The 13,110-nt window shown below is 53.9% G+C and carries 13 protein-coding genes; 11 read left to right on the top strand and 2 right to left on the bottom strand.

Annotated elements, in window-relative coordinates; all coding sequences use genetic code 11:
* The first annotated feature begins 79 nt into the window (after window positions 1–79).
* From ACR0DU_RS09820 to ACR0DU_RS09800, 5 genes are read left to right on the top strand one after another with little or no spacing between them, the layout of a single operon-like run.
* Window positions 80–1,645 carry an ABC transporter substrate-binding protein gene (locus ACR0DU_RS09820; protein WP_480874097.1) on the top strand — a complete coding sequence of 522 codons (1,566 nt, stop codon included), beginning with the start codon at window positions 80–82 and terminating at the stop codon, window positions 1,643–1,645.
* Window positions 1,646–1,648: 3 nt separating this feature from the next.
* Window positions 1,649–2,593, top strand: coding sequence for a glutathione S-transferase family protein (locus ACR0DU_RS09815; protein ID WP_480874095.1), 945 nt, complete (start codon window positions 1,649–1,651; stop codon window positions 2,591–2,593).
* Between the two features lie 25 nt (window positions 2,594–2,618).
* Window positions 2,619–3,596, top strand: a complete 978-nt coding sequence (locus ACR0DU_RS09810; RefSeq protein ID WP_010441429.1) for an ABC transporter permease — start codon at window positions 2,619–2,621, stop codon at window positions 3,594–3,596.
* 41 nt (window positions 3,597–3,637) lie between these two features.
* Window positions 3,638–4,543 (top strand): ABC transporter permease, encoded by a 906-nt coding sequence (locus ACR0DU_RS09805; RefSeq protein ID WP_375543917.1) that lies wholly within the window; start codon window positions 3,638–3,640, stop codon window positions 4,541–4,543.
* Window positions 4,544–4,547: 4 nt separating this feature from the next.
* Entirely contained in the window at window positions 4,548–6,254 is a 1,707-nt protein-coding gene (locus ACR0DU_RS09800) for an ABC transporter ATP-binding protein (protein ID WP_480874092.1), read from the top strand.
* 34 nt (window positions 6,255–6,288) lie between these two features.
* Here ACR0DU_RS09800 and ACR0DU_RS09795 read toward each other — a convergent pair whose 3' ends face one another.
* Both ACR0DU_RS09795 and ACR0DU_RS09790 read right to left on the bottom strand, forming a co-directional pair.
* Entirely contained in the window at window positions 6,289–7,026 is a 738-nt protein-coding gene (locus ACR0DU_RS09795) for a creatininase family protein (RefSeq protein WP_480874089.1), read from the bottom strand.
* 45 nt (window positions 7,027–7,071) lie between these two features.
* On the bottom strand, window positions 7,072–7,842 hold the full coding sequence (locus ACR0DU_RS09790; protein WP_480874344.1) for a transporter substrate-binding domain-containing protein: 771 nt from the start codon (window positions 7,840–7,842) through the stop codon (window positions 7,072–7,074).
* A 119-nt stretch (window positions 7,843–7,961) separates the two neighbouring features.
* Here ACR0DU_RS09790 and ACR0DU_RS09785 point away from each other — a divergent pair, with 119 nt between their 5' ends.
* From ACR0DU_RS09785 to ACR0DU_RS09760, 6 genes are all read left to right on the top strand, one after another.
* The gene (locus ACR0DU_RS09785; RefSeq protein WP_480874086.1) at window positions 7,962–8,702 is read left to right on the top strand and encodes an amino acid ABC transporter ATP-binding protein; all 741 of its coding nucleotides are present in this window, start codon (window positions 7,962–7,964) and stop codon (window positions 8,700–8,702) included.
* Between the two features lie 10 nt (window positions 8,703–8,712).
* Window positions 8,713–9,474 carry an amino acid ABC transporter permease gene (locus ACR0DU_RS09780; RefSeq protein WP_480874083.1) on the top strand — a complete coding sequence of 254 codons (762 nt, stop codon included), beginning with the start codon at window positions 8,713–8,715 and terminating at the stop codon, window positions 9,472–9,474.
* A gap of 11 nt (window positions 9,475–9,485) precedes the next feature.
* Entirely contained in the window at window positions 9,486–9,836 is a 351-nt protein-coding gene (locus tag ACR0DU_RS09775; RefSeq protein ID WP_010441441.1) for a carboxymuconolactone decarboxylase family protein, read from the top strand.
* Window positions 9,837–9,891: 55 nt separating this feature from the next.
* Window positions 9,892–11,340: a phosphonoacetaldehyde dehydrogenase gene (gene phnY, locus ACR0DU_RS09770; protein WP_480874080.1), complete on the top strand. Its 1,449-nt coding sequence runs from the start codon at window positions 9,892–9,894 to the stop codon at window positions 11,338–11,340.
* Between the two features lie 127 nt (window positions 11,341–11,467).
* Window positions 11,468–12,481 carry an NAD-dependent epimerase/dehydratase family protein gene (locus ACR0DU_RS09765; RefSeq protein ID WP_480874078.1) on the top strand — a complete coding sequence of 338 codons (1,014 nt, stop codon included), beginning with the start codon at window positions 11,468–11,470 and terminating at the stop codon, window positions 12,479–12,481.
* Between the two features lie 370 nt (window positions 12,482–12,851).
* Window positions 12,852–13,055, top strand: coding sequence for a hypothetical protein (locus ACR0DU_RS09760; protein WP_480874077.1), 204 nt, complete (start codon window positions 12,852–12,854; stop codon window positions 13,053–13,055).
* Window positions 13,056–13,110 lie beyond the last annotated feature (55 nt).

Here is a 13,110-nt window from a genome sequence, read left to right as displayed (position 1 = left end):
CCGTGATCTCAAACCGAGAGTGTCTTTACGTGGTGTCTAAAAAGCTGGATTGTTTCAGCGATAACAGGGAGTTTTCGCCATGATCTTCAGAAAAAGTGCTATTGGCCTGGCCATGTTGCTTGCCAGCACCGCACAGGCCGCCGATTTCAAATGGGCCTCGACCACCGATCCGCAGACGATGGACCCCCATGCGGTTAACTCAGCCCCCGTACTTGGGTTCCTGAACAACGTCTACGAAGGTCTGGTCCGCCGCGGCAAGGACATGAGCGTCGAGCCCGCGCTGGCCGTCAGCTGGGAGCCGATTGGAGATGGTGAAGGTTGGCGGTTTAAGCTGCGTGAAGGCGTAACATTCCACGATGGCAGCAGCTTTGACGCACAGGATGTCCTGTTCAGCTATCAACGCGCATCAGGCGAAGCGGCAGATACCCGCAGTTGGTTCGCCCCCGTCAGTGATGTCGTTGTGGTCGATGACTACACCGTCGATATCATGACGACTGCACCGAACCCTCTGTTTCCGTCTTCGATTGCCAACTGGATGATCATGGATCAGGGCTGGACCGAAGCCAACGACGCGGTGGTGCCTGATAAAGAGACCGGCAACTACGCAACCATCAACGCCAATGGCACCGGGGCATTCAAAGTCACCGAGCGTGAGCCAGGCCTCAAAACTGTGCTGGAACCATTTGAGGGTTGGTGGGGAGATGTCGAACACAACATCACCCGTGCTGAATTTAATCCGATCCAGAACCCGGCGACTGCCCTTGCAGCTTTGCTTTCGGGCGACGTGGACATGATCAACCCTGTACCAATTCAGGACGTCGCTCGGCTGCAGCAAAACGCAGAGGTTGATGTCATTCAGGGCATCGAAGCCCGTGTGATCATGCTGGGCTTCGACCACGAAGCCGAAGCCCTGAAATACACCGACGACGCAGGCAAGCCAAACCCGTTCCGTGATGCACGCGTGCGTCAGGCAGTTGCACAAGCCGTCAATGTGGATGCCATTCTGGCCACGATCATGCGAGGCAATGCCGAACCCGCCTCACAACTCGTCAGCCCGGCGATGAGCGGTTTTTCCGACGCCAATGCGGAACGTCCTGCGTTTGATGTAGAAGCTGCCAAGGCCCTGCTTGCGGAAGCAGGCTATGCAGATGGATTCTCATTTGGCCTGAAATGTCCGAACGACCGCTATCTGAATGATGAGGCCGTCTGTCAAGCAGTTGTTGGCATGCTTGCGCAAATCGGCATAACGGCCGAGTTGGATGCAATGCCTGTGCGGAACTACTGGCCGGAGCTGCGTGAGGACAATTATGACATGTATCTTCTGGGCTGGAGCCCAGGTACGTTTGACGCTGAACATCCGGTCCGCTTCCTCGTCGCCACTCCAAACGAAGAGAAAAAGCTGGGCAGCTGGAACTTCGGTGGATTCTCGAATGCGCGGGTCGATGAGCTGTTACCGATGATCCAATCCGAGCTGGATCAGACCAAGCGGCAAGCCATGCTGGATGAGGTGACGCAGATTTATCAGGACGAACAGGTCTACGTACCGATGTATGTTCAACCGTTGGTCTGGGGCACGCGCAGCAATGTCGAGCTGACACAGCGCCCGGACAACTTTTTCCTGCTGCGCTGGGTGACGGTGAACTGAACAATGGGTTTGATGATTGCCGGTGTCTATCATGCAGAAGACCCGGCGCCCGATAGCACGCTTGACGGCGCGTTTCGCCGTCAAGCCTCGACCATCCGTAACGCTTTACCCGATACGGAACTGGAACCACAGCGGTTTCACCTTTACGCGGCGTGGAATTGCCCTTGGGCGCATCGCGTTTTGTTGGTCCTTGCCCTCAAAGGTCTGCGGGATCTCGTCACGGTTGCCTATGCTGAACCGCGTCGCACAGCAGATGGTTGGGTTTATGCGGATGGCGCCGACGCGGTTTATGGCGCGACCGCGTTGCATCACGCCTATGCCTGCGTGACCCCCGCCTATACCGGGCGGATCACGGTGCCGCTGCTTTGGGATCGGCTTCACGACAAGGCCGTCTCAAACGAATCTGCTGATCTGGTGCGGATGCTGGGCACCCTGCCGGGCCATGGCCCAAATCTGGCACCACCAGAAAAGCTTGATCAAATCGAAGCGTGGAATGACAAAATCTATGCACGCCTCAACAACGGGGTCTACCGCGCAGGTTTTGCACGCACGCAGGAGGCTTATGAGGCGGGATTCCGAGATGTCTTCGCCACGATGGATGAGATCGAAGCACATTTGGCCGCCAATCGCTATCTATGCGGCGATGCCCTGACCGAGGCCGATCTGCGCCTGTTCCCGACACTGGCTCGTTTTGATGTCGCGTACCATTACGCCTTCAAATGCAATCTGCGCCGCCTGATCGACTATCCAAATCTCTGGGGCTATGCGCGAGAGCTCTATGCGCTGCCGGGTGTCGCTGAGACGGTGAAGTTCGACATTTACAAACTGGGTTATTTCTCACATTCCGAGCTGCGCAATCCACTTGGCATCGTGCCGTTGGGTCCAGAGATCGATTGGACCACTCCGCATGGCCGAGATAGCTTGACCACCCGGTCGGTAAAAGCATAGACAGACCCACCAATGGGGAAAATCAATGTTCGCATTTATCGTCCGAAGGATGTTCCAGTCCATCATCGTACTTCTGGTCGTGGGGCTGGTAGCATTCTCGATGTTCCGCTTTGTTGGCGACCCGATCGACAACATGCTGGGACAGGAGCGTACGCAGGCTGACATCGACCGTCTACGAACCGAACTTGGGCTGGATCAGCCTTTTGTGGTGCAATACGCAAAGTTCCTGCAAGGTGCTGTTCAGGGTAATTTCGGAGTATCCTACCGGCAGGGCCGACCGGTCTCGACTATCCTGCTTGAGCGGGCTCCGGCTACGCTGGAACTGGCCTTTGTGTCTGGGTTTCTGGCAATCACGATGGGCATCGCGCTAGGTGTCTTCACTGCGATCCGACGACAAGGGATTGCTGCGAATGTGATCATGACGGTTTCCCTGATCGGGGTATCGTTACCTACATTCCTCATAGGTATCCTGCTGATCTATATTTTCTCGGTCGAGCTTGACCTACTGCCCAGCTTCGGGAGGGGCGAGACCGTTATGATTGGGCATTGGTCAACCGGGTTTCTGACGGCCTCGGGCCTCAAGGCGCTGATTTTGCCTGCAATTACCTTGGGCCTTTATCAGATGACGCTGATCATGCGGCTGGTCCGATCCGAAATGCTTGAGGTGCTGCGCGCCGACTATGTCCGGTTCGCACGTGCCCGTGGGCTTTCAGATCGCGTCATCAACTTCCGCCACGCGCTGAAGAATACGCTGGTGCCGGTGATCACCATAACGGGTTTGCAGCTGGGTTCGATCATCGCATTCGCCATCATCACTGAGACAGTGTTTCAGTGGCCCGGTGTGGGCCTGCTTTTCATCAACGCAATCCAGTTTGTCGATATTCCCGTGATGGCGGCCTATCTGATGCTGATTTCAGTGATGTTCGTGACGATCAACCTGATTGTCGATCTCCTTTATTATGCCATTGACCCTCGTCTGCGTGTCGACGCGAGGGCAACATGAGCGATACCATGGAAACTCCGAAAGCCACACCAAAGACGCGCATGGCCAAGTTTTGGGACAGCGACTTCGCATGGTCATTCCGGCATTCCCCGGTTGCTGTGATCGCCTCGCTGGTTGTCGTCATTCTAGTGCTGGCAGCGATCTTCGCGCCGCTGATCGCGCCTTATAACCCGTTCGACCCCGCAACGCTGAACCTGATGAACGGCTTCACGCCGCCGGGCACACCGAATGCCTTCACGCAAGAAACTTTTCTGTTGGGAACCGACGATCAAGGGCGTGATGTGTTTTCCACCATCCTTTATGGTTTGCGTATTTCGCTGTTCGTCGGGGCATCGGCGGTGCTTCTTGCACTTGTTATCGGAGTGATCCTAGGGCTGGTCGCGGCTTATTTCGGCGGTTGGATCGAAACACTGATCATGCGGATCGCTGATGTGCAATTGACCTTCCCTGCCATTCTTGTGGCAATGCTGATCTTCGGTATCGCCAAAGGGATAACCCCGCCGGAATACCGTGATGAGATGGCAATCTATGTTCTGATCATTGCGATAGCGCTGTCGGACTGGGTGCAGTTCGCGCGGGTCGTGCGTGGTGCGGCGTTGGTTGAGAAGAACAAGGAATATGTACAAGCCGCGCGCCTGATCGGCCGGGGGTCGTTCCCAATCATGTTCCGCCATATCCTGCCTAATGTCCTGAGCCCCGTTCTGGTCATCGCTACAATTTCGCTGGCGCTGGCCATTATCGCCGAGGCGACGCTGAGCTTCTTAGGCGTTGGCGCACCCCCGACCCAGCCATCTTTGGGCACACTAATCCGTATCGGCCAAGGCTTCTTGTTCTCGGGCGAGTGGTGGATCTTGTTCTTCCCGGCCTGTACGCTGCTGGCCCTTGCCTTGTCGGTCAACCTGCTGGGCGACTGGCTGCGCGACGCGCTGAACCCAAAACTGCGGTGATTTCATGAGCCTTTTGACCATCCAAGACCTCACCGTTGAGTTTCCGACCCGCCGCCAGCTTTTCACAGCGGTGGATCACGCCAGCCTGTCCGTTGAGCCCGGTGAAATTCACGGGCTTGTAGGGGAATCCGGTGCCGGTAAATCCACAATCGGCGCCGCTGTCATGGGCCTGCTTGAACGTCCCGGACGTATCGCCAGTGGCCAGATCAAGCTGGGCGGCGAGCAGATCAGTGGGATTGATGCCGAGGCGATGCGAGGGCTGCGCGGCAAGAAGATCTCGATGATCTTTCAGGACCCTTTGACCTCGCTGAACCCGCTGTTCACGGTGCGCGAGCAACTGGTTGAAACGATCCAGACCCATCTGGGCGGTACTGAAGCCGAGGCAAACAAACGCGCCCGAGACCTAATTGACCGCGTGGGCATTCCGGACCCGGACACGCGGCTTGATCAATACCCGCATCAGTTTTCAGGCGGGATGCGCCAGCGTGTAGTCATCGCGCTGGCCTTGTGCACCGAACCGGATGTAATTATCGCTGATGAACCCACAACGGCATTGGATGTTTCGGTTCAGGCGCAAATTCTGGACCTGATCAAGGAACTGGCCCAGGAGCGTCAAGTAGGTGTCATCCTGATCACCCATGATATGGGTGTGATCGCAGACACCACGGATCGGGTGACCGTGATGTATGCGGGAAAAGTGGTCGAAAGCGGTACCACGGCTCAGGTGATGGGCCAGCCACAGCACGAATACACCAAGTCCTTGATCGCTGCTGTGCCGCGCCCGACGCTGAAACTGCATCGCTTCCCTCAGATCAGCTATGGCGGGCGCGAAACACGTTTCGCAATCGAGGATATGGCACGCCATTGGCCTAGGGTGGACAACGACACCACCAAGCCAATCTTTGAAATCCGCAACCTGACCAAAAAGTTCCTGCAGAAACGTGGCCTGTTGCCTTGGGATAGGACATATTTTACAGCCGTTGATAGTGTCAGCTTCGATATTCACGCGGGCGAGGTCTTCGGGGTCGTGGGTGAATCAGGCTCGGGTAAATCGACCGTCGCGCGGATGATCGCCGGGCTCTACCCGGTTGACGGAGGCACGATTGATTTTCAGGGCCAGCGGGTAAGTGATCTAAGCAATCGTGCGGTGCAAGACGAGTACCGAAAGAATATCCAGATGATCTTTCAGGACCCCTACTCTTCCCTCAATCCACGGATGCGCGTGGATGAAATTGTTGCCGAGCCAATTCGCCATCATCGACTGATGGATGGCGCACACATCAAGCGCCGGGTGGATGAACTGTTGGATCAGGTGGGTCTGGGTTCCGGAGCCGGTCAAAAATACCCGCACGAGTTTTCGGGAGGTCAGCGGCAGCGTATATCGATCGCCCGCGCTTTGGCGACACAACCCCGATTCCTGATCTGCGATGAGCCAACAAGTGCACTGGACGTATCGATTCAGGCTCAGATTCTGAACATCTTGAAGGATTTGCAAGAGCATCTGGGCCTGACAATGTTGTTTATCAGCCACGACCTGCCCGTCGTCCGCCAGATGTGCGACCGGGTTGCGGTCATGAAGCAGGGCCAAATCGTCGAGGTCCAGGAGACCAGCGAGTTGTTTGCCAATCCGAAAACCGAATACGCAAGCGAATTACTGCGGCTTATGCCAAAGCTTGATGACCTATCGACCGATGGGCTTGAGGCAGAGTAGACAACACTTACCCTTTCACTTCAGCATCATTTGACTATCGATCTTGCTCAAATGAATGGAATTCGTTCGCAATTGCGATCGCAGCCATGGTCAGCAGGCGTTCACCATCCTTCGGGTTGGCGAGGGCAGAGTGTGAGCCGACTCGCCCATCAGGGAATTCTGCACGATGTTCATCGGGTGGACCATGTCGGTCGCCTGCGTGATCCCGCACATATTCTGCAGTGAGTTTCCTTGGTGGTTCGGCAGCTAGGTTTGCTGGCAATACGCCGAGTAGAGATTGCGTTATTGCGATTTCGGATGGAGTTGCATGCATACCTTCCCATTCGCCGTATAGCTGTCTGCGTAGCGTGTTTACAGTGTCTGGCTCCCACCAGCTGCGGATCATCATCTGGTTGTCAGGAAGAGTGGACTTGATGGTGCGAAGGGGTTCCAGATTGGCACCATGCCCATTCACTACGAACACGCCACGGAACCCTTGTGCCAGCAATCCCGCAATGACTTCATTTGCCAGCATCTGAAATACTTCGGCCGAAACCGAAACCGTACCGGGAAAGCCTGTATTGAACGGCGCGGGGGTGTAGGCCAGCGGGGGTGCAACGATCCCCCCGCATCGACTGGCAGCCGCAAGCGCGACTGCATCAGCGCAAATTGTGTCCGTACCTATGCGACCCATCGGACCATGCTGTTCGGTCGAACCCACCGGAAGCAACACCGCAGCGCCTTGATTGATACGAGCGTCAACCTCATACCAAGTCATGTGATCAAGTTTCATGACTTCCTGTCCAAGTCTTGATCATTGCTGCGGTGTTAGCCGTGATCAGAGACCCCACCGCTTCTGGTTTTCATCGAAGAAGCCTTGAGCTTTTTTCACTTCGATCCAGCTGTTTACATAATTGATCCAGACCTGATCATCTTGCGGCAACAGCATCGCGATCGGGGATGGCGCCCGGGGGCCAGCATTCTTCACACGAACAACTGGAAATTTGGCCTCTAGCGTCGAGCCTTCGATATTTGACGTGATGAACACATCCGCCCGACCGGCAAGCACTTCCTGAAAACCGCGCGCCGGAGCTTCGACCACCTTGATATCAGCATCGGGGAACCATTCGCGCACACGTTTTTCAAAGGTAGTACCCAGGGTTGTTGCGACTTTTACATCGGGTTTGTTGATCGAGTCATACCCGTCAAATTTATCGGCCTTGTCTTTGGTCGTGTACGGGAACAGTTCAACAGAGATGTAGCTGTCAGAGAAACCGGCAACCTTCAAGCGCGGCGGAGAAATCGAAGCCGAGCCGGTGATATGATATTTCCCGGCGACCACTCCATTGACCAGGGTTTTCCAGTCTGTCGGAACATATTCAACTTCGACGCCAAGATCTGCAGCCAGTGCGTTCATGATATCTATATCATAACCCTTGTAGCTGTTAGTCGCAGGATCGCGCAGCGACATTGGATTCCAATCTCCAGTTGTACCGACTTTCATCACACCAGAATCCAGGATTTCATTCAGTGCAGACTGGGCCTGAGCGGCGCTACCAATCGCTAGGCCAATCGCAGCGGCAATGGCTACTTTGAAAAGATGTTTCATGTATTTCTCCTGTTGGTGGCAGTCGGCTGGTTTAGCTGGATTGTTTCTTGATCTAAGCGCAAAGACCACGCTAACCTCAAGAAAATAATTGACTGAGAATAACAAAGGCAGGCCAGCTAATGCCAGACGCCGCGATCGAGTTAGTCGACGTAAACAAATGGTATGGCACATTTCATGTGCTCAAGGATATCAATCTTACGATAAATAGCGGTGAAAAAGTTGTAATCTGTGGGCCTTCCGGTTCTGGAAAATCGACGGTTGTAAGATGCATCAACCAGCTTGAAAAACACCAAAAAGGTACGATCCGCATAGACGGGACAGAGCTGTCAGATAACGCCCAATCCGTCGCCACAATTCGATCAGAAGTCGGGATGGTGTTCCAGCAGTTTAATCTTTTCCCGCATTTGACCGTGCTGGAAAATCTGACTTTGGGTCCGATCAAAGCAAGAGGCTTGAGCAAGAAAGAGGCCGAAGAAAAAGCCCGCCATTACCTTGAGCGGGTCCATATCCCGGACCAGGCCGACAAACGTCCTATTCAGCTTTCAGGCGGACAACAGCAACGTGTGGCTATCGCTCGTTCGCTTTGCATGGAGCCGAGGGTTTTGTTGTTTGACGAACCCACCTCGGCCCTGGACCCCGAAATGATTTCCGAAGTCCTCGACGTGATGGTTGAACTGGCGCATGAAGGAATGACCATGGTGGTTGTCACCCACGAGATGGGTTTTGCACGCAAAGTTGCAGACAACATGGTGTTTATGGATGCGGGTGAGATTGTCGAACAAGGAAAACCCGAGCATTTCTTCACTAATCCGCGGTCTGAGCGGTGTCAGAAATTCTTAAGCCAGATTCTGCAACATTGAGTTGGATGTCATGAAGAAACCGCTCCTGTTCCTCCCCCTGTTCGTACTTTTAGCTGGGTGTTCGTCGTCTCAGACTTGGGGCTGGTATGTGATTGACCCCACCACCGCATCAGGCTGGACCAATGTCAAGTTTCTGGTGTCTGGGATGGGTGCGACGATCCAGATATCGCTGATCGCGGCGATCATGTCGATTGTGATTGGTCTGCTGGTGGCGTTGCCAGGTCTGTCTGAAAAACGTGGTTGGCGACTGTTGAACCGGATCTACGTGGAATTTGTCCGCTCGATCCCTCTGCTTCCGATGTTGTTTTGGGTCTTTTATGGTTTGCCAATCGTCTTTCAGTCGATGGGAATGAATATACCCATCGATCCATTCTGGGGGGCGATCATCACATTGGCAATCTCGGACAGTGCCTTTACCGCTGAAATTTACCGCGCCGGGATTCAATCAATTGCCAAAGGCCAAAGCGAAGCTGCGCAGACAATCGGGCTGAACTACTTTCAGACTATGCGCTATGTGATCCTGCCGCAGGCAATCCGACGCATTCTGCCGCCATTGGCCAATCAGTTCATTTACATCGTGAAAATGAGCGCTTTTGCCAGCGTCATTGGTATGCAGGAACTGACACGCCGCGCGAACGAGCTGGTGGTGACCGAATATCGTCCGCTCGAAATCTATACTTTGCTGATCTTTGAATATCTGGTGCTGGTTTTGATAATCAGTGCTGGCGTCCGTTGGTTAGAGCGTCGTATGGGCGCGGATGAACGCGGATAAGGAGAAAACAGTTGGACTGGAAAGACTTCATGGCCGAAACCGAGGCCAATATTGGTGTGTTCTCGAAAGAAGTGCCGGAAACCGTGCGTGGGTTTGGCATTATGGGTAAAGCTGCCAAAACGAACGGCGCACTGAGTGAGAAAACCAAGGAGTTCATGGCCCTTGGCATTGCGATTGCCACGCGATGCGATAGCTGCATCGGTTTCCACGCCCGTTCTTTGGTTCGTTTGGGTGCGACCCGCGGCGAACTGTGCGAGGCTCTGGCTATGGCGACCTACATGGGGGGCGGACCGTCATATGCCTACAGCGCCAAGGCACTGAAAGCGTTTGATGTGTTTTCAGAGCAATCGGGCGAGACATGATCTGATTTGGATGACATATTCCCGCTCATTCGCTTAGTGTAGGAAAGTTCGGGACATGTCAGCAAACGAAATCAGAACCGAGGGGATGAGGATCGGTGGCGAGGTCGTCTTTGCAAATGAGACAATTCCGGTCCACTACCCTTATACCAATGAAGTTGTCGGCAATGTTCCTGCTGGCCAAGCCGAACATGCGCGTCGCGCTTTTGAGGTTGCCGCTCGATACAAACCCAGCCTGACACGCCATGAGCGTAACCAGATCCTACAACGGACATCTGAGTTAATCGGCCTGCGCCGTGGCTATCTGGTTAAATGGCTCGTGCTAGAGCTGGGCATCTGCCATCAGCACGCAATATATGAGACAAAACGCGCGCAGGATGTGTTTCAATTCGCAGCCGGTGAAGCGCTGAGGGATGATGGTGAGATATTTTCGTGCGATTTGACGCACAATGGCAGGGCCCGCAAGATTTTCACTATGCGCGAACCGGTGAACGCAATCAGCGCGATCACCCCCTTTAACCACCCTTTGAACATGGTCAGCCACAAGGTTGCTCCGTCAATTGCAACAAACAATTGCATGGTTTGTAAACCAACCGAGCTGACTCCGCTGACTTGTCTGACACTGGCGGACATCCTGTACGAAGCCGGTCTGCCCCCTGAGATGTTTCAGGTGATCACCGGGTGGCCGCAGGATATCGGCGATGAGATGATCACCAATGAAAACATTGACATCATCACATTCACCGGTGGTGTGCCAGTGGGCAAGATGATAGCGGAGAAGGCCGCATTCAAGCGTCAGGCGCTTGAGCTGGGCGGCAATGATCCACTTATAGTTCTGAACGATCTGTGTGACGCCGATCTTGAAAAGGCTGCTGGAATTGCGGTGGCAGGTGCTACCGGAAACTCTGGCCAGCGTTGCACCGCAATCAAACGTATTCTGGTGCAGGACAGCGTGGCCGACAGGTTTGTGGCATCGGTTCTGGAGAAGGCGAAGAAGATCAAATTTGGAGATCCGCAAGACCTCGAGACTGAGCTGGGTTGTGTTGTCCACGACAAAGCCGCTGAACTATTTGATAAACGCGTTCATCTTGCTGAGAAAGCAGGAGCCGAAATACTATACCACCCTGGCCGTCAGGGCGCATTGCTACCGCCAATCGTGGTCGACAAAGTGCCCTATGACTGCGAACTGGTCATGGAGGAAACCTTTGGCCCCATCATCCCGATCATTCGCGTGCCTGAAGATGACGAAGTGGTGATGCGCATCTCAAATTCTACGGAGTTTGGTCTTAGTTCGGGCGTCTGCACCAACGACCTTAACCGTGCCATTGCCTATATCAATGGTCTGAATGTTGGCACCTGCAACATTTGGGAACAACCCGGGTATCGCATCGAGATGTCCCCGTTCGGAGGCATCAAAGACTCAGGAAATGGTGTCAAAGAAGGGGTCATTGAGGCCATGAAGTTCTTTACGAATGTCAAAACCTATTCGCTCCCCTGGCCCGGATGAGCAGGTTGATTTGGATAGAAAAGTGAAAACCGGCCAATAGGGAAATGACGGCTTGAGCCGTAGGACTGTAGGCGTCATATGTGCCGGTGGACGCAAGCGCCAAGCCCAGACACAAGGAAGCAACCTCATGCAAAAGGTTCTGATCACAGGCACCGCCGGATTTATCGGATTTCATCTTGCCAAACTTTTGCTTGAGAATGGTAATCGCGTTCACGGCTATGACGGGATGACGGATTACTACGATGTCCGCCTCAAGCAGAGCCGGCACGCGCTGTTGTTGGAAAACCCGAACTTTTCGTGTGACGAAGGGATGCTGGAAGACACTGAGAGCTTCGATCGAATGGCTGACGCATTCGAACCGAACGTGATCATCCACCTCGCGGCGCAGGCCGGCGTCCGGTATAGCTTGGAAAACCCGCGCGCCTATGTCGAAAGCAATGTTGTCGGAACATTCAACGTGATGGAAGCGGCGCGGCGACATAAAGTACAGCACTTGCTGATGGCCTCCACCTCGTCAATCTATGGGGCTAATCCTGATATGCCTTTTGACGAATGCGAGAAGGCAGATCATCAACTTACGATGTACGCTGCGACCAAGAAAGCGAACGAAGCGATGGGGCATTCCTATGCGCACCTTTGGGATCTGCCGACAACCATGTTTCGCTTTTTCACGGTCTACGGCCCCTGGGGGCGTCCGGATCTCGCCTTTTTCAAATTTACAGATGCGATTCTAGAAGATCGACCCATCGACATCTACAATCATGGCGACATGTATCGGGACTTCACATATGTTGATGATCTGGTGCGAGCCATTTCGCTTTTGATCGATGTCGCTCCGGTTCGGCCTGAATCTCCTGAGGATATCGTCGAAGGCGACAGCTTAAGCCCTGTCGCGCCATACCGGATTGTTAACATTGGTAACTCTGACAAAGTGCGCCTGTTGGATTTTGTTGACGCGATCGAAGAAAGCCTCGGCAAGCCCGCGATCCGAAACTACATGGAGATGCAGATGGGAGACGTGCCCGCGACTTGGGCTAATGCCGATTTGCTGCACCGATTGACTGGCTATCGCCCAAAGACAGAAATCAAGGACGGCATTCAGGCTTTTGTAGACTGGTACCGCGACTATTACAGCAAATAGAGCCTGCGATTTGGTCAATCTTAAACCAACCGCTACTCTGAGAAACTAGGCGGGTCCCCTTAGGGTCACTACAGTTATCAAATTGCTTGTTTCAATGCGTTGATGATCCGTGTTTTCGTATGTTCCTGTAATATGGGAGCATTGGCAGGCTGATCACACTTGCTGCTGCCTAATCGCCAACTGGCACATCTGATGCAATATTTGGCACCGGTGAATGAATTCTCAAATTGAGTGCGTCGCACGTTATCTGCAAGCAAATACCCATTATCTTTTCTGACAGAGCGACTGGTAGAGACCCCACCTTGGGTTTGAGTGACCCGCGAGATATTGGTGCAAAACTCCGCAAACCCAAAAAGCGAGAGATTTCTTAATGAAAAGAACATCTCTGGATGCCCTGGGATCTGCTCTCTGGAAAGCGCGCGAGTATGGCGTCGACACCCGGTTCATTGAGTTGGCTGGCGAGGTCAACACCGCGATGCATGTGAATGTAATTGGCAAACTTGCAAATGTACTCAATGAACGCAGTCAAGCGGTTCGCGCCCGAATGGCTGCCTTGTTTTGGAAGCTAGAGTAAACTCCGGCTGAAAATGGTTGGTGGAGTTTACCAAGGCCGGCGCGGATTACGCTAA

This window comes from Ruegeria sp. G2 (assembly GCF_056533505.1).
This window is presented reverse-complemented; position numbering and strand designations above follow the sequence as displayed.